Source organism: Inquilinus sp. CA228 (genome assembly GCF_052078665.1).
Classification (GTDB): domain Bacteria; phylum Pseudomonadota; class Alphaproteobacteria; order DSM-16000; family Inquilinaceae; genus Inquilinus.
This window is the reverse complement of the sequence record NZ_JBQJIK010000059.1, coordinates 11,646-28,122: the sequence shown is the minus strand read 5'-3', so window position 1 is coordinate 28,122 and position 16,477 is coordinate 11,646. Positions and strand designations below refer to the sequence as shown.

Here is a 16,477-nt window from a genome sequence, read left to right as displayed (position 1 = left end):
CGGGAGAGGTCGGAGACGCGAAGCGGCTCCGGGTGAGGGCCCTTTGTCGAGGCCCGGGCCAACCCTCACCCGGTCGTCCTGCGGACGCCCGACCTCTCCCGCCAGGCGGGAGAGGCAACGCGCTCCAGCATGTCGACTCTGCCATTTCTCCACAGACCTGACAGGAAGGGCTGATCCGCATGCAGTCGATCAAGTCGAACGCCCTGGAGCCGACGCGGCTGGAGCTTGCCGCGCTCAACCCGGCACAGCGGGTCGCCCGGCTGCTGCCGGTCTACGGCCTGCCGATCCTGACCGTCGTCCTGATCCTGGTCTTCTCGCTGCTGCTGCCGCGCACCTTCCCGACCATGCTGAATCTGCGCTCGATCCTGGGCGACAAATCGGTGATCGCGCTGCTGTCCCTGGCCGCGATGATCCCGATGATGGCGGGGCGGATCGACCTGACCGTCGGCTACGGCATCGTGCTGTGGCACATCGTGGCGATCGCGCTGCAGACCCAGCTCGGCCTCGACTGGGGCGTCGCGGTGGTGATCGTCCTGCTGCTCGGCTGCGCCCTCGGCCTCGTCAACGGCCTGCTGGTCGAGATCGCGCGGATCGACAGCTTCATCGCCACGCTCGGCACCGGCACCGTGCTGTACGCCATCGCCCTCTGGTACACCGAAGGCCGCCAGGTCATCGGCGTGCTGCCGAACGGCTTCCTGGCGCTGTACACCCTGCAGGTCTTCGGTATCCCGATCGCCGCCTTCTATGTCCTGGCGATCGGGCTGATGCTGTGGATCGCGGCGGAGTTCCTGCCGGTCGGCCGCTGCCTCTACGCCATCGGCGCCAATCCGCGGGCGGCGGAGCTGAACGGCATCCCGACCCGGCGCTACGTCATCGGCGCCTTCGTCGCCTCCGGCCTGCTCGGCGCCCTCGCCGGCGTGGTGCTGGCGGCGAAGCTCAGGATCGGCCAGGCCAGCGTCGGGCTGGAGTTCCTGCTGCCGGCGCTGGTCGGCGCCTTCCTCGGCTCGACCACGATCAAGCCCGGCCGGGTCAATGTCTGGGGCACGCTGATCGGCGTCGCCATCCTGGCCGTCGGCATCTCCGGCATCCAGCAGCTGGGCGGCGCCTTCTATGTCGAGCCGCTGTTCAACGGCCTGACCCTGCTGCTGGCGATCGGCTTGGCCGGCTATGCCCAGCGCAAGCGTGGCCTGGCCCGCCGCCGGCGGCCCGAGGGCACCGACGCGACCACCACAACCGGCGCCGCGACGGCAGCCGGACAACCAAGCGAACCAGGGAGGATCTGAGATGATACGGCGTTCGGCACTCGCATCGGCACTTCTGCTCGCGGCCCTGATGGCGGCCCCTCTTCCGGCGGCGGCGCAGGACGCCGTGGCCGCGGCCAAGGCGGTGCTGGAGAGGGTGACCAAGCCCAACCCGCCCTGGGACGGGCCGACGACCGGGCCGAAGCTGCAGCCCGGCAAGACCGTGGTCTATGTCTCGACCGACCAGCGCAACGGCGGCGCCCGCGGCGTCGGCGAGGGCATGGCCGAGGCGGCGAAGCTGGCCGGCTGGGACTTTCGCGTGATCGACGGCCAGGCCACCGTCTCCGGCCGCTCCGCCGCGATGAACCAGGCGATCGCGCTGCAGCCCGACGCCATCGTGCTGGGCGCGATCGACGCCGCCGAGCAGGCGGCCACGATCGAGGACGCGGCGAAGCAGAAGATCGTCGTGGTCGGCTGGCATTCCTTCGCCAAGCCGGGGCCGAGCGACACGCTGCCGGTGTTCACCAGCATCACCACCGACCCGCTGGAGGTGGCGCGGGCCGCCGCCTCCTACGCCATCGCCGAGTCCGACGGCAAGGCCGGCGTCGTCATCTTCACCGACTCGGTCTACCGCATCGCCATCGCCAAGTCGGACGCGATGGCCGAGGTGATCCGCGGCTGCCCCGGCTGCAAGCTGCTGGCGGTCGAGGACACGCCGCTGAGCGACACCGGCACCCGGATGGGGCCGCTGACCACGGCGCTGCTGCAGCGCTTCGGCGACCAGTGGACTTATGCGCTGGGCATCAATGACCTCTATTTCGACTTCATGGCGCCGTCGCTGGCCTCGGCCGGCATCGGCGGCGACGGGGTGCCGCACAACGTCTCGGCCGGCGACGGCAGCGAGGTCGCGTTCCAGCGCATCCGCGCCAACCAGTACCAGGTCGGCACCGTGGCCGAGCCGCTGCGCCTGCATGGCTGGCAGCTGGTCGACGAACTGAACCGCGCCTTCGCCGGCGAGAAGCCCAGCGGCTACGTCGCGCCGGCGCATCTGTTCACCCCGGCCAACATCAAGTTCGATGGCGGGCCGGACAATGTCTACGACCCCGAGAACGGCTACCGCGACGCCTACAAGAAGATCTGGGGCGTGAACTGATCCCCGGGGCCGCGCCCGCGGCCCCTTCCCTCCGCAACCAGGGCAGAGCCAATGAGCGACCTCCCCACCCCCGACCATGCCCGGAATTTGACGCTGATCGGCCACAGCGACCAGGGCGGCCGCCCGGACGGCGTGCAGCTGATGATCCATCGCGGCCATGCCTATACCGGGCACATGTTCTCCAAGGGGTTCAGCGTCATCGACGTGCGCGACCCGCGCGACCCGAAGGCGGTGGCCTATGTGCCGGCGCCGCCCGGCACCTGGAACATCCACCTGCAGACCCATGACGACCTGCTGCTGGTGATCAACGCCAAGGACATGTTCGCGGCGGCGGAGTTCCAGGACGAGCGTGCCTATTACAAGGGCGCCCTGGGCGAGAAGGTCGGCACCGCGGCCACCGCCGGTCCGGCCGAGCGGAACTGGACCGCCGGGATGGCCGTCTACGACATCTCCAAGCCGGCGGAGCCGCGGCAGATCGGCTTCATGCCGGTCGACGGCGGCGGCATCCACCGAATCTGGTACACCGGCGGCCGCTGGGCCTATGTCTCGGCCCTGCTCGACGGCTTCACCGACTACATCTTCATGACCGTCGACATGAGCGACCCGACCAGGCCGCGCGCCGCCGGCCGCTACTGGTTGCCCGGCATGAACCTGGCGGCGGGAGAAAAGCCGGACTGGCCGGCGCAGCGCCGCTACGGCCTGCACCACCCGATCATCCATGGCGACACCGCCTATGGCGCCTGGCGCGACGCCGGGCTGGTGACGATCGACGTGGCCGACCGCGCCGACCCGAAGCTGATCGTGCACCGCAACTGGAGCCCGCCCTTCGGCGGCGGCACCCACAACTGCCTGCCGCTGCCCGACCGCGACCTGCTGGTGGTGCTGGACGAGGCGGTGCTCGACCACCAGGAGGACGGGGTCAAGCACATCTGGCTGTTCGACATCCGCGAGCCGGCGAACCCGGTCAGCATCTCGACCTTCCCGCAGCCGGACGAGGCCGACTACGCCGCCAAGGGCGGGCATTTCGGACCGCACAACGTGCATGAGAACCGGCCCGGCAGCTTCGTCAGCTCGGAGCTGATCTTCTCGACCTGGCAGAATGCCGGGATCCGGGTGCACGACATCCGCGACCCGTTCCGCCCGGTCGAGACCGCGGCCCTGGTGCCGGCCACGCCGACCCGGCTGGTCGACCACCGGCCGAACCGGGCCCGGGTGATCCAGTCCTGCGACATCTTCGTCGACGCCCAGGGGCTGGTCTATGCCAACGACTACAATGGCGGCCTGTCGATCATGGAATACACCGGTTAAGCGGCCGCCTCGCTGCGTCTCTCCCGATCAAGCCGTGGCCATGGGCGCGCTCCTCTTGCTATGAATGCGGGATTGTCCGGCCGGGGTGCGCCCACCCGGCCGGCGCGGAGAGAAAAGATCGATCGGGGAGACCCCATGAGCAGCGACACCAGCCTTTTTCCCGTGTCCGACGACTGGGCCAAGCGCGCCTGGGTGGACGAGGCCAAGTACAGGGCGATGTACGAGCGCTCCGTCCAGGATCCGGACGGCTTCTGGGCCGAGCACGGCCAGCGGGTCGACTGGATCCGGCCGTTCACCAAGGTCAAGAACACCAGCTACACCGGCGATGTCCGGATCCGCTGGTTCGAGGACGGCACGCTGAACGCCGCCTATAACTGCATCGACCGGCATCTGGCCAAGCGTGCCGACCAGACCGCGATCATCTGGGAGGGCGACGACCCCAAGGACAGCCGCCACATCAGCTATCGCGAGCTGCACGAGCAGGTCAGCCGCCTGGCCAATGTGCTGAAGGCGCGCGGCGTCAAGAAGGGCGACCGGGTCACCATCTACCTGCCGATGATCCCGGAGGCGGCCTATGCCCTGCTGGCCTGCGCCCGCATCGGCGCCATCCATTCCGTGGTGTTCGGCGGCTTCTCGCCCGACAGCCTGAAGGACCGCATCCTCGACTGCGGCTCGACCATCCTGATCACCGCCGATGAGGGGCTGCGCGGCGGCCGCAGCGTGGCGCTGAAGGCCAATGCCGACGAGGCGCTGAAGAGCTGCCCGGAGGTCACCAGCTGCATCGTCGTGCGCCGCACCGGCGGCAAGATCGGCTGGACCGAGGGCCGCGACCTCTGGCTGCACGAGGCGGCGGCGACGGTCTCCGCCGACTGCCCGCCGGAGGAGATGGCGGCCGAGGACCCGCTGTTCATCCTCTACACCTCGGGGTCGACCGGCAAGCCGAAGGGGGTATTGCACACCACCGGCGGCTATCTGGTCTACGCCGCGATGACCCACCAATACGTGTTCGACTACCATGACGGGGACATCTACTGGTGCACCGCCGATGTCGGCTGGGTCACCGGGCACAGCTACATCCTGTACGGGCCGCTGGCGAACGGCGCCACCACGCTGATGTTCGAGGGCGTGCCGAACTATCCGGACACCTCGCGCTTCTGGCAGGTGGTCGACAAGCACAAGGTCAACATCTTCTACACCGCGCCGACCGCGATCCGCGCCCTGATGCGCGACGGCGAGGGGCCGGTGAAAAAGACCAGCCGCGCCTCGCTGCGCCTGCTCGGCTCGGTCGGCGAGCCGATCAACCCCGAGGCCTGGCTGTGGTACCACCGCGTGGTCGGCGACGGCCGTTGCCCGATCGTCGACACCTGGTGGCAGACCGAGACCGGCGGCATCCTGATCACGCCGCTGCCCGGCGCCATCGCCCAGAAACCCGGCTCCGCCACCCTGCCCTTCTTCGGGGTCAAGCCGCTGATCGTCGACGGCGACGGCAAGCCGCTGGAGGGCGCGGGCGAGGGCAATCTGTGCATCGCCGACAGCTGGCCCGGCCAGATGCGCACGGTGTTCGGCGATCATGAGCGCTTCATCCAGACCTATTTCGCCACCTTCAAGGGCCTGTACTTCACCGGCGATGGCTGCCGCCGCGACGAGGACGGCTACTACTGGATCACCGGCCGGGTCGACGACGTGCTGAACGTCTCCGGCCACCGCATGGGCACGGCCGAGGTCGAGAGCGCGCTGGTCGCCCACCCGAAGGTGGCCGAGGCCGCGGTGGTCGGCTATCCGCACGACATCAAGGGCCAGGGCATCTACGCCTATGTCACCCTGATCGCCGGCGAGCAGCCGACCGAGGAGCTGCGGAAGGAGCTGGCGCAGTGGGTGCGCAAGCAGATCGGCCCGATCGCCACGCCGGACCTGATCCAGTGGGCGCCGGGGCTGCCGAAGACCCGGTCCGGCAAGATCATGCGCCGTATCCTGCGCAAGATCGCCGCCAATGAGCACGAGGCGCTGGGCGACACCTCGACCCTGGCCGATCCCGCGGTGGTGACCGACCTGGTGGACAACAGGATGAACCGGGAGTAGCGGACTCCTCCTCGCTGGATCGGGAAAGCGATCTAGTCTAGACTGGTCCATATTGCGATGGAGGTCGCCATGTGGACTGTCCAGGACGCCAAGGCCCAATTGTCCGAAATCCTGCGGCGCGCCAAGGCCGGCGAGCCGCAGGTGATCGGAACGCAGGATCCCTGTGTCGTGATCTCCGCCAGGACGTTCAAGGCGCTGACACAGGCCCGGGGCCAGCATCTCGGTCGTTGGCTGGTCGAGCATGCGCCGACCGGGATCGAGATCGAATTGCCGCCCCGCGGTGAGTCCCGAGCCGACCCGTTCGATGCGGAGTGAGCCTCGGCGGTGACGAAATACATCCTCGACACCAATGTCGTGTCGGAGCTGGCGAGGCCTGCCCCGTCGCCCCAGGTCGTCGCGTTCCTGAAACGCGAGGCGGATCTCTGGATGAGCACGATCCTGTTCCATGAATTGGCCTACGGCCTGGAGCGGGTCAGTGACGCCACCCGAAAGTCAAAGCTGCTCGCCTTCATCGACGCGACGAAGAAGCGGTTCGAGGATCGCATCCTGGTTGTCGACATGATCGTCGCGGAGGAGGCTGGACGCCTTCGCGCCTTCGCAGCGGCCGGGGGCCGAACGCTCGCCCCGCTGGATTCCCTGATGGCCGCGACCGCGATGGTGCATGGCGCCACCCTGGCCACGCGCAACACCAAGGATTTTCGCGACCTGGGGGTCGATATCGTCGACCCGTGGCTCGGCGCGGCGAACGCCAACGACCAGCGGGATTAAAGGCCGTCAGACGATGGCGCGCAGCGCCACCACCGCCGCCACGCCGACCAGGATGGTGGCGAGCAGCGGCAGGCGGGTGGCGGCGAGCGCAGTGACCACCGCCGCCGCGGTCTCGGGCCAGCCGGTGGCCAGCACCATCGGCGCGATCACCGCGGTCAGCACCGCCGGCGGCGCCGCGTCGAACGCCGCCTTCAGCCGGCCCTGCAGCCGCAGCCGCCCGACCAGGAACAGGCCGGAGATCCGGGTCAGGTAGGTCACCACCGCCATGCCCAGGATGGCGGCGAGCGTGGTCGGATCGACGGTCATGCCGGCACCTCCTCCGGCTCGGCGGCCAGCCAGGCGGCGGCGATCCCGGCCAGGGCGCCGGCCGCGACATGCCAGGGCGGGCCGGCCAGGTGATAGACCAGGGCGGCGGTGACCAGGCTGGCGGCGATGGTGAAGGTGCTGCGATGGCCGCGCCAGAAGCCGACGACCAGGCCGATGAACAGGGCGGTGAAGGCGAAGTCGGCGCCGATCCGGGCCGGGTCGCCGATCGCCGCGCCGATCACGGCGCCGAGTGTCCCCCAGACCAGCCAGTTCAGATAGAAGAAGCCGCCCATCCCCAGGAAATAGGCCGGCGTCAGCGTCCGCCCCGCGGCCCGCCGCTCGGCCATCGCCCAGTTCTCGTCGGCCAGCACCGCATAGCCGAGCAGGCGCTGGGCCCAGGTGAAGTGGCCGGTGCGGCGGGCCAGCGACAGGCTCATCAGGATGTGGCGCGAGTTGATCAGCAGGGTCGACACCACCAGCGTCGCCACCGGCACCGGCCAGGACCACAGGTCGATCGCGGCGAACTGCGCGCCGCCGGCGAAGACCAGGGCGCACATCAGCGCCATCTCGGCCGGCGACAGGCCCTTGGCGGCGCCGAGCGCGCCGCACAGCAGGCCGATCGGGATCGCGGCGATGGCGGGCGGGAGGATGTCGCGGATGCCGTCCAGGGCATCGCGCCGGAGGTCTCGGGTCATGCGGGGAACCGGAGTTGGGGTCGTTAGAGGCTGAGGCCGGCCCGGTAGGCGCCGGGGGCGACGCCGAGCCGCGCCTTGAAGGCGTGGGTCAGATGGGCCTGGTCGCAGAAGCCGGTGGCGGCCGCGACCTCGGCCGGCGCCTCGCCCGCCCGCAGCCGGCGCCGGGCAGCCTGGACGCGCAGGTTCAGCAGATAGGCGTGCGGCGTCATCCGCAGCTCGCGCCGGAAGGCCCGGATCAGGTGGTGGCGCGACAGCCCGGCCTCGGCCGCGAAATCGTCGAGCGACAGCTCCTCGGCATAGCGGTCGCGCATCAGCCGGGTCACCCGGGCGATGCGGCGCGAATCCGACGCCGGCTCGGCCGGCCGGAACGCGGCGTGGCGGATCAGGCAGCGGCCATAGGCGCGCAGCACCAGCTCGTCCATCGCCAGGGCGTCGCCCCGGGCCTGCGCCGCGAAGGCCTCGGCGAACAGGGCCACGGTGTCGGGGTCGTGCACCGCCGGCTGGGGGAAGAACGGGGTCTCGGTCACCGGCCGGCCGGCGATCTCCGACGCCAGGCGCCGCATCAGCGCGACCGAGGGATAGGTCATGCGGTAGCGGTAGCCGCCGCCATAGGGCTCGCCGTCATGCGCATCCTCCGGGTTGACCAGAGCGAGGTCGCCGGGGCCGCCATAGCGCTGCTCGCCGCGGGCGAGGAAGGTCTCGCAGCCGGCGAAGATGCCACCGATGGCGTAGGTCTCGTGCATGTGCAGGGCATAGCGATGGGTGCGGAACGTCGCCTCCAGGCATTCCAGCCCGTCGAAGCCCGACGCCGTGAAGAACCGCGACCGCTCGCCCTGTGCGAGCGGCTCGGCCGCCACCGCCTGTTCCTGCGTGATGCTGTCCATCGGCCCGATCATAGGGCCGGGGTCGGCCCCGTCTTGTAGAAAATCGGCATATCGGGGCGGGCCCGCTTTGCGCTGTCACGACCGATACACCCATCGGGCATTGGCCGAGGGACGCGTGTCGGCGCGATAGTCTGCCGGTACAACAGGGAACGACCGCCATGAGCACGATCAAGGAAGCGCAGTCCTGGAGCGCCGAGGGCTATGCCCGCAACGCGCGCTTCGTCGCCGATCTGGGCCAGCCGGTGCTCGAGCTGCTGGCGCCGCGGCCGGGCGAGCGCATCCTCGATCTCGGCTGCGGCGACGGCGCCCTGACCGCCAAGCTGGCCGCGGCCGGCGCCGAGGTGGTCGGCGCCGATGCTTCGGCCGAGCTGGTGGCCGCCGCCCGCACCCTGGGGCTCGACGCCCGCATCGCCGACGGCCAGGCCCTGGCCTTCGCCGCCGAGTTCGACGCCGTGTTCAGCAACGCCGCGCTGCACTGGATGCGGCAGCCCGATGCCGTGATCGCCGGCGTCCGGCGGGCGCTGAAGCCGGGCGGCCGCTTCGTCGGCGAGTTCGGCGGCCATGGCAATGTCGCGGCGATCGTCACCGCCCTGGTGGCGGCGCTGAACGCCCGCGGCCTGGACGGCGCCGCCCGGATGCCCTGGTTCTTTCCGACCCCGGCCGAATATGCCGAGAGGCTGGAGGCGCAGGGCTTCCGGGTCGACACGATCGGCCTGGTGCCGCGGCCGACGCCGCTGCCGACCGGCATGCGCGGCTGGCTCGACACCTTCGCCAACCCACTGCTCGACGGCGTCGGTGGCGTGCCGCGGGCCGAGATCCTGGACGAGGTCGAGGCGCTGCTGGCGCCCAGCCTGCGCGATCAGTCCGGCAACTGGAGCGCCGATTACGTCCGGCTGCGCTTCGCCGCGACGCTGGAATCATGACCGCGGCGGCAAGGGCCGAAAGCGGCCGGCGCGGCGAGGCGATCGGCTATCTGCTGGCGATCCTCGGCGTGCTGGCCTTCTCCACCCGGCCGGTGCTGATCCGGCTGGGCTATGCCGAGGGCGTCGACGCCGAGACGCTGCTGGCGCTGCGCATGGGCCTGTCGCTGCCCTTCTTCGTGGCGATGTGGGCCTGGGCCCGGCGCCGCGCCACGGGGCCGCTGGCGCCGGGCGACCTGCTGCGCACCGTGGCGCTGGGGCTGCTCGGCTACTGGATTGCCAGCTATTGCGACTTCCTGGGTCTGCGCACGGTGCCGGCCGGGCTGGGCCGGATCATCCTGTTCCTGTACCCGACCTTCGTGCTCATGCTGTCGGCGGTGATGCTCGGCCGGCGGCCGCAGCGGCGGGAGATCCTGTGCCTGGCGGTCGCCTATGCCGGGCTGTTCCTGGTGCTGGACGCCGCGGCCGACAGCTTCGACGCGGCCCGGCTGGGCGGCGCCGGGCTGATCCTGCTCAGTGCCCTGGGCTATGCCGCCTATCTGGTCTGGGGCAGCGAGACGGTGCCGCGGATCGGCAGCACCCGCTTCACCGCCATCGCCATGATGTCGGCCTGCGTCGCCTGCATCGCCCAGTTCTTCGTGCTGCGCCCGGCCGACCACCTGCTGGTGTCCGGCAAGGTGCTGGGCATCGCCGCCTGGATCGCGGTGATCGGCACGGTGCTGCCGGTCTGGGCGACCAGTGAGGCGCTGAAGCGGATCGGCGCGCCGCGGGCGGCGCTGCTGGGGGCGCTCGGCCCCATCTCGACCATCCTCCTGGCCTGGGCCGGGATGGACGAGGGGCTGACGGGGCTGCAGGTTGTAGGAGCGCTTCTGGTGCTGGGCGGCGTCGGGCTGCTGACGCTGCCGCGACGCTGACTGCCAGCTCAAGACAACAGGGCGATGATCGCCGTGACGGCGCTGAGCACGACGGGCACGGCCACCCAGGCGACCGCGACCTCGGACCAGGACACCTGGGCGGACCGGGTCTCCGACTTCGAAGCGCACCAGCCGCGGCTCTGCGCCACCGTTTCGTCCGGCACGACGCCGGTCGTTCCGATGAGGCTCATTTTTCAACTCCGCGCTTCATTCCAGCGCAACGCCCCGGCCGGACCATCCGACCGAGGCGCATGCAGGACTATGGCGGAGTTGGCATGCCGGCGCTGTGACCGGGGGCACAGCGGGCGTCGGAAAACCTGGCGGCGCGCGCCGGGGCCTCAGCTCAGCGCCAGTGGCCCTCGATCCAGACGCCCCGGCTCCAGAAGCCGGGCACCCAGGCCCGGACCGGCGGCGCGGCGTAGACCACGCGCGGCGGCGGCGCATAGTAGGCCGGCGGCGGGGCCGCATAGACCACCGGCGGCGGCCCGTAATAGACCGGGGGTGGCGGCGCATAATAGACCGGCGGCGGCGCGTAGAGTGGCAGGCCGATGCCGATGCTCACGCCCGGATGCCAGCCCCAGCCCCAGCCTCCGCCGCGCCACCAGGCCTCGGCGGGGGTGGGGACCATCAGCGGCAGGGCCAGGGCAGTGCCGAGCGCCGCCATCAGCGTGGCGCGGCGCGGGGTGATGCGGAACAGCTTCAGCATGGTGACACCATCTGTCTGAACGCGGCACGCCGAAGCGGGCGTGTCCCTATTCACACGAAGAGATGGTGCGCCGCCGTCGCGGGCAAGGCGACTTACCGCAAATTAATGCGACGGACGACACGGGCATGATGGCGCCCGTGTCATCCGGGGACTGGTCCTCAGGCCTGGACCGTCTTCTGCGCCTGCTCGCCCAGCTTCTCGATGCCGAGGCGGATGGTCTGGCCCGCCTTCAGGTACTTCGGCGGCTTCTGGCCCATGCCGACGCCCGGCGGGGTGCCGGTGGAGATGATGTCGCCGGTGCGCAGCCCCATGAACTGGCTGAGATAGCTGACCAGGAACGGCGTCTTGTAGACCATCGTCTTGGTCGAGCCGTTCTGATAGCGGTGGCCGTCGACCTCCAGCCACATATGCAGGTTGTCGTAGTCGCCGACCTCGTCCGGCGTCACCAGCCACGGGCCGGTCGGGCCGAAGGTGTCGCAGCTCTTGCCCTTGGTCCACTGGCCGTGGCGCTCGGTCTGGAAGGCGCGCTCGGACACGTCGTTGATGACGCAGAAGCCGGCGACATGGCTCATCGCGTCGGCCTCGGACACGTATTTGGCCGGCTTGCCGATGACGATGCCGAGTTCGACCTCCCAGTCGGTCTTCTCGCTGGCGCGCGGGATCTCGACGTCGTCGTTCGGGCCGACGATGGCGCTGGTGGCCTTCATGAAGATGATCGGCTCCGGCGGCACGGTGGCGCCGGTCTCGGCGGCATGGTCGGAGTAGTTCAGGCCGATGCAGATGAACTTGCCGGTGCCGGCGACGCAGGCGCCGAGCCGCGGATTGCCGGAGACGACCGGCAGCGAGGACGGGTCGATGCCCTTGAGCTTGGCGATGCCGGCGGGGGTCAGCGCGTCGCCGGCGATGTCGGGCACGGCGCCCGACAGGTCGCGAATGCGGCCTTCGGCGTCGAGCAGGCCCGGCTTCTCCTGCCCCACGGGGCCGTAGCGCAGCAGCTTCATCGGTGTTCTCTCCCTGGAACGCGGGTGTTGGGCGGCTCGGAGCCGCGGTCAGATGGTGATGCCGCCGTCGACGTTGATCGCCTGGCCGGTGAGGTAGGAGGCCTCGTCCGAGGCCAGGTAGACCGCCAGCGACGCGATCTCCTCGGCGGTGCCGAGGCGGCCCATCGGCTGCCGCGCCACGAAGGCGGCGCGTGCCTTCTCGACATCGCCCTGCGCCGCCATGCGGTCATGCAGGCTCGGCGTCTCCACCGTGCCCGGGCAGATCGCGTTGCAGCGGATGCCCTGGCCGACGAAATCGGCCGCGATCGACTTGGTCAGCCCCAGCAGCGCCGCCTTGGTGGCGCCGTAGATGAAGCGGTTCGGCAGGCCCTTGATCGAGGAGCAGACCGAGGCGACGCTGACGATGGTGCCGCCGCCGGCCGCGATCATCGCCGGCAGGAAGGCCCGGCACATGTGGTAGGCCGAGCGGACATTGAGGTCGAAGGAGAAGTCGTAGTCCTTCTCCTCGCAGTCGAGGATGGTGCCGGCATGGACGAAGCCGGCGCAGTTGAACAACACGTCGACGGCGCCGCGTTCGGCCGCATAGGCCTTGATCGCGCCGTGGTCGAGCACGTCGAGCCGGGTGACCTTGACGCCGGGCGCCTCGGCCGCCAGCGCCTCGAGCGCGGCCTGGTTGATGTCGGTGGCGTGCACCGCCGCCCCCTCGCGGGCGAAGGCCAGCGCCACCGCCCGGCCGATCCCCTGCCCCGCCGCGGTCAGCACCGCCGTCTTGCCCGCCAGCCTGCCAGCCATGTCGTGAACCCGTTTGTTAAGTCGGACGTATTCCTCGCCCCGAGCGGCGCGCCCGTCAAGCGGAAGCGTATCACCGCTGGTCAAAGCGTAGGCAACAGCGTTAGGAAGGCGGAGCAGTGTTGCTGACGAGCGTGGAGACGACATGAAGCGGACCCGGACCGCGGTGATCGGGGCGGGCTATTTCGGCAGCCTGCACGCCGCCAAGCATGCGGAACTGCCCGAGGCCGAGCTGGTCGCGGTCTGCGACACCGACCCCGGCCGGGCCGGGGCGCTGGCGACCAAGCTCGGCGTCCGGGCGGTGACCGACCTGTCCGAGCTGATCGGCCAGGTCGACGCGGTCAGCGTCGCGGTGCCCACCAACGCCCATTTCGACACGGCGCGCACCTGCCTGGAGGCCGGCATCCACGTCCTGATCGAGAAGCCGATCAGCAACACGCTGGAGGAGGCCGACGCGCTGAGCCGCCTGGCCGCCGACCGCAAGCTGGTGCTGCAGGTCGGCCATCTGGAGCGGTTCAACCCGGTGGTGCAGGGCCTGGCCAAGATCCTGGACCGGCCGCGCTACATCGAATGCCAGCGCATCTCCGCCTTCAAGCCGCGCGGCACCGACGTCAATGTCGTGCTCGACATGATGATCCACGACATCGACCTGGTGCTGAAGATCGTCGGATCGCCGGTCGACCGGATCGACGCGGTCGGCGCGCCGGTGCTGAGCGAGGCCGACGACATCGTCAACGCCCGCCTGCAATTCGCCAATGGCTGCACCGCCACGGTGACCGCCAGCCGGGTCAGCTGGAAGCGCCACCGCACCATGCGGATCTTCCAGCAGGACGGTTACATCATGGTCGACCTGAGCGAGGCCAAGCTGACCTTCATCCGCAAGACCCGCGGCCGCGACGGCCAGCCGGAGCTGTACCAGGAGGAGCAGCAGTTCGAGACCGGCGACCCGCTGAAGCTGGAGATCCAGAGCTTCCTCGACAGCGTCGGCAACGGCCGCCCACCGGCGGTCACCGGGCCGGAGGGCCGGGCGGCGCTGGCCGCGGCGCTGGACATCACGCATCAGCTGGCCGACTGGCGCCGGCGCTTCCAGGACGGCGACGCAACCGAAAATTGAAGACCGGCAGGGCGAAGGGGAATGTTGAAACCGGGACGGCACGCCATCATCTATCCGGATCAAAGACTTACCTCCCGAGATCCGAGCCATGGATGACCCGTATGCCGTGCTGGGCGTGGCCCGCACCGCCAGCGAGGACGAGATCCGGCGGGCCTATCGCAAGCTCGCCAAGAAGCACCACCCCGACCTGAACCAGGGCGACGCGCGCGCCGAGGATCGGTTCAAGGCGGTGTCGGTCGCCTATGACCTGCTGAGCGACGCCGAGAAGCGCCGCCGCTTCGACGCCGGCGAGATCGACGCCAACGGCACCGACCGCGGCCATGCCCGCCGGCCCGCCGGCTGGACCGGCGCCGGGACGGGGCCCGGGAGCGGCGCCGGCGGCACGCGCTATCAGCGCTATGACAATTACGATGCCTTCACCGATTCCGGCGACATCGACGACATCCTGCGCGGCATGTTCGGCCAGGGCGGCGCCCGGGCCGGCGGCGGCAAGGGCGGTGGCAAAGGCCGCGACATCAGCTACACGCTGCGGGCCGAGTTCCGCCTTGCCGTCGAAGGCGGCGAGACCACGGTGACGCTGGCCGACGGCCGGTCGCTCAAGGTCACCCTGCCGGTCGGGCTGACCGACGGCCAGACCATCCGCCTGCGCGGCCAGGGTGAGAAGGGCGGGCGTGGCGTTCCCGGCGATGCGCTGATCGAGGTCCGGATCATCCCCGACCCGGTGCTGGAGCGCGACGGCGCCGACATCCGCATGACCCTGCCGGTGTCGCTGCAGGAGGCGGTGCTGGGCGGCCGGGTCGAGGTGCCGACGCTGCTGGGCCCGGTGATGCTGACCATCCCGAAGGGGTCGAACAGCGGCGCGGTGCTGCGGCTGAAGGGCAAGGGCGTGCGCAACCCCACCGGCAGCAATCGCGGCGACCAGTATGTCCGGCTCGCCGTCACCCTGCCCGACCCTGCCGATCCGGAGCTGGCCCGCTTCGTCGAGGACTGGGGCGCCCGCCACCCCTACGACCCGCGCAAGGGCAAGATCCGCTGACGCCTGGGACCGGCCCTGCCGTGGACAGCGGAGCCGGTCGTTGCCATGCTGACAACATGACGGACGCGCTGGAGAGCCTGATCCTGCGTTACCTCCGCCAGATCGATCAGAAGATCGATCGATTGGCTGAGGATGTGAGTGACCTGAAGGTCAGAATGACGGCCGTCGTGGAAAATCTGGCGGGCGTTCATCGACGCATCGAGCGGGTAGAAGCTCGGATCGGTCACGTCGAGGCCCGCCTGGACCGGATCGAGCGGCGTCTGGATCTCGCCGAGACCAGCCCCTGAACCTCGCGCTGCGACAACTACAGATTTGACGCCGCCGCGGGCCGGCGCGATAAGCCGATTCATGCACTCCGCCCCAGCCACCGCGGCCCTGCGTCCTGCTGCCGCCGTACACTCCATGCGCCCCGTCGCCGCGTGGCTTTTCCTCTCCGCCGCCATGGTCTTCGCCGCGGCGGTGATCGGCGCCATCACGCGGCTGACCGAGAGCGGCCTGTCGATCGTCGAATGGGCGCCGATCACCGGCACGCTCCCACCCCTGTCCGACCAGGCCTGGGCCGACGCCTTCGCCGCCTACAAGGCGACGCCGCAATACCGCTACATGAACGCCGGCATGTCGCTGGAGGCGTTCCAGTCGATCTACTTCTGGGAGTGGCTGCACCGCTTCTGGGACCGGCTGACCGGCTTGGTCTTCGCCGCCGGCCTCGCCTGGTTCGCCTGGCGAAGGGTGCTGGGCTGGGGCCTGGGGCTGCGGCTGCTCGGCCTCCTGGTGCTCGGCGGGCTGCAGGGCCTGTTGGGCTGGGTCATGGTGGCGAGCGGCCTCGTCGACCGGCCTTCGGTCAGCCACTACCTGCTGGCGGCCCATCTCGGCCTCGCCGTACTGCTCTACGCCCTGATCCTGTGGGCCGCCTATGGGCTGGTGCTGCCCCGGCCGGGCGACTTCGCCAAGGCGCGGTCGCTGCGCCGGCACGCCTCGATCGCGATCGGCTGCGTCGCCGTCACCATGTGCTGGGGCGCCTTCGTCGCCGGGCTGGACGCGGGCCAAGTCTACAACACCTTCCCGCTGATGGACGGGCGGTTCCTGCCGCCGGAAGCCTTCAGCATCATCCCGGCCTGGCTGAACTGGTTCGACAACACCGCCCTGGTGCAGTTCACCCATCGCTGGCTGGCGATCGGCACCGCCCTGGTGGTGCTGTCCCTGGCCGCCCGCTGCAGCCGCACGCCGGTGGTCGGCTGGGGCCATCTGGCCGGGCTGATGGTGGCAGTCCAGGTCGGCCTCGGCATCTCCACTTTGCTGGCGCAGGTGCCCGTCTGGCTGGGGGCGATGCACCAGGCGGGGGCGCTGCTGCTGCTCGCCCTGCTGCTCGCGCTTCGTTTCGTAACCCGGCCGGTTTCGGAATCGCGGCTCAGATGAGGCCAAGAAGAAAGTAAAGAACAAGCGCAACGCCGATTCGAAACTTTCCTTTTTGCGACTTTTGCAAGGCATGAAACCCGCGCCGGATTCATAGCAGACCCGCGAATTCGATTGCTCAAATGCGGTCGAAACGATACCGTCCACGCC

Annotated in this window: 19 protein-coding genes; 12 read left to right on the top strand and 7 right to left on the bottom strand. The window is 70.0% G+C overall.

What is annotated here, in order from left to right:
• Positions 1-179: 179 nt before the first annotated feature.
• The 6 genes from ACTOWL_RS26125 to ACTOWL_RS26100 all read left to right on the top strand — a co-directional run bounded on the left by ACTOWL_RS26125 (position 180) and on the right by ACTOWL_RS26100 (position 6,549).
• Entirely contained in the window at positions 180-1,283 is a 1,104-nt protein-coding gene (locus ACTOWL_RS26125; RefSeq protein WP_441324217.1) for an ABC transporter permease, read from the top strand.
• 1 nt (position 1,284) lies between these two features.
• A complete protein-coding gene (locus ACTOWL_RS26120) occupies positions 1,285-2,394 on the top strand; it encodes a substrate-binding domain-containing protein (RefSeq protein WP_441324216.1) in 1,110 nt (369 codons plus the stop codon).
• Positions 2,395-2,445: 51 nt separating this feature from the next.
• Positions 2,446-3,702, top strand: coding sequence for an LVIVD repeat-containing protein (locus ACTOWL_RS26115; protein ID WP_441324215.1), 1,257 nt, complete (start codon positions 2,446-2,448; stop codon positions 3,700-3,702).
• A gap of 135 nt (positions 3,703-3,837) precedes the next feature.
• Complete coding sequence (gene acs, locus ACTOWL_RS26110; RefSeq protein ID WP_441324214.1) at positions 3,838-5,781, top strand: acetate--CoA ligase; 1,944 nt, start codon at positions 3,838-3,840, stop codon at positions 5,779-5,781.
• Positions 5,782-5,850: 69 nt separating this feature from the next.
• Entirely contained in the window at positions 5,851-6,096 is a 246-nt protein-coding gene (locus tag ACTOWL_RS26105; protein ID WP_441324213.1) for a type II toxin-antitoxin system prevent-host-death family antitoxin, read from the top strand.
• Positions 6,097-6,105: 9 nt separating this feature from the next.
• Positions 6,106-6,549 (top strand): type II toxin-antitoxin system VapC family toxin, encoded by a 444-nt coding sequence (locus ACTOWL_RS26100; RefSeq protein WP_441324212.1) that lies wholly within the window; start codon positions 6,106-6,108, stop codon positions 6,547-6,549.
• Between the two features lie 6 nt (positions 6,550-6,555).
• On the opposite strand, the gene ACTOWL_RS26095 is transcribed toward ACTOWL_RS26100, so the two are convergent.
• Genes ACTOWL_RS26095 through ACTOWL_RS26085 form a run of 3 tightly spaced genes read right to left on the bottom strand, consistent with a single transcriptional unit; the run spans position 6,556 to position 8,434 of the window.
• Positions 6,556-6,855 carry an AzlD family protein gene (locus ACTOWL_RS26095; protein ID WP_441324211.1) on the bottom strand — a complete coding sequence of 100 codons (300 nt, stop codon included), beginning with the start codon at positions 6,853-6,855 and terminating at the stop codon, positions 6,556-6,558.
• A complete protein-coding gene (locus ACTOWL_RS26090; RefSeq protein ID WP_441324210.1) occupies positions 6,852-7,550 on the bottom strand; it encodes an AzlC family ABC transporter permease in 699 nt (232 codons plus the stop codon). The genes ACTOWL_RS26095 and ACTOWL_RS26090 overlap by 4 nt, the downstream gene beginning before the upstream one ends.
• 23 nt (positions 7,551-7,573) lie before the next feature.
• Positions 7,574-8,434, bottom strand: a complete 861-nt coding sequence (locus ACTOWL_RS26085) for a helix-turn-helix domain-containing protein (protein WP_441324209.1) — start codon at positions 8,432-8,434, stop codon at positions 7,574-7,576.
• Positions 8,435-8,592: 158 nt separating this feature from the next.
• Here ACTOWL_RS26085 and ACTOWL_RS26080 point away from each other — a divergent pair, with 158 nt between their 5' ends.
• Positions 8,593-9,357, top strand: a complete 765-nt coding sequence (locus ACTOWL_RS26080) for a class I SAM-dependent methyltransferase (RefSeq protein ID WP_441324208.1) — start codon at positions 8,593-8,595, stop codon at positions 9,355-9,357.
• Positions 9,354-10,268, top strand: coding sequence for a DMT family transporter (locus tag ACTOWL_RS26075; RefSeq protein ID WP_441324207.1), 915 nt, complete (start codon positions 9,354-9,356; stop codon positions 10,266-10,268). Before ACTOWL_RS26080 ends, ACTOWL_RS26075 begins: the two co-directional genes overlap by 4 nt.
• Before the next feature lie 8 nt (positions 10,269-10,276).
• On the opposite strand, the gene ACTOWL_RS26070 is transcribed toward ACTOWL_RS26075, so the two are convergent.
• The 4 genes from ACTOWL_RS26070 to ACTOWL_RS26055 all read right to left on the bottom strand — a co-directional run bounded on the left by ACTOWL_RS26070 (position 10,277) and on the right by ACTOWL_RS26055 (position 12,767).
• Positions 10,277-10,459: a hypothetical protein gene (locus tag ACTOWL_RS26070; protein WP_441324206.1), complete on the bottom strand. Its 183-nt coding sequence runs from the start codon at positions 10,457-10,459 to the stop codon at positions 10,277-10,279.
• Positions 10,460-10,611: 152 nt separating this feature from the next.
• Positions 10,612-10,974: a hypothetical protein gene (locus tag ACTOWL_RS26065; protein WP_441324205.1), complete on the bottom strand. Its 363-nt coding sequence runs from the start codon at positions 10,972-10,974 to the stop codon at positions 10,612-10,614.
• 158 nt (positions 10,975-11,132) lie between these two features.
• A complete protein-coding gene (locus ACTOWL_RS26060; RefSeq protein ID WP_441324204.1) occupies positions 11,133-11,975 on the bottom strand; it encodes a fumarylacetoacetate hydrolase family protein in 843 nt (280 codons plus the stop codon).
• A gap of 48 nt (positions 11,976-12,023) precedes the next feature.
• The gene (locus ACTOWL_RS26055; RefSeq protein WP_441324203.1) at positions 12,024-12,767 is read right to left on the bottom strand and encodes an SDR family oxidoreductase; all 744 of its coding nucleotides are present in this window, start codon (positions 12,765-12,767) and stop codon (positions 12,024-12,026) included.
• 142 nt (positions 12,768-12,909) lie between these two features.
• Here ACTOWL_RS26055 and ACTOWL_RS26050 point away from each other — a divergent pair, with 142 nt between their 5' ends.
• The 4 genes from ACTOWL_RS26050 to ACTOWL_RS26035 all read left to right on the top strand — a co-directional run bounded on the left by ACTOWL_RS26050 (position 12,910) and on the right by ACTOWL_RS26035 (position 16,330).
• Positions 12,910-13,878, top strand: a complete 969-nt coding sequence (locus ACTOWL_RS26050) for a Gfo/Idh/MocA family protein (protein ID WP_441324202.1) — start codon at positions 12,910-12,912, stop codon at positions 13,876-13,878.
• Positions 13,879-13,966: 88 nt separating this feature from the next.
• Positions 13,967-14,914, top strand: coding sequence for a DnaJ C-terminal domain-containing protein (locus ACTOWL_RS26045; RefSeq protein WP_441324201.1), 948 nt, complete (start codon positions 13,967-13,969; stop codon positions 14,912-14,914).
• Positions 14,915-14,970: 56 nt separating this feature from the next.
• Positions 14,971-15,201, top strand: a complete 231-nt coding sequence (locus ACTOWL_RS26040; RefSeq protein ID WP_441324200.1) for a hypothetical protein — start codon at positions 14,971-14,973, stop codon at positions 15,199-15,201.
• Between the two features lie 115 nt (positions 15,202-15,316).
• The gene (locus ACTOWL_RS26035) at positions 15,317-16,330 is read left to right on the top strand and encodes a COX15/CtaA family protein (protein WP_441324199.1); all 1,014 of its coding nucleotides are present in this window, start codon (positions 15,317-15,319) and stop codon (positions 16,328-16,330) included.
• The last annotated feature ends 147 nt before the right edge of the window (positions 16,331-16,477 follow it).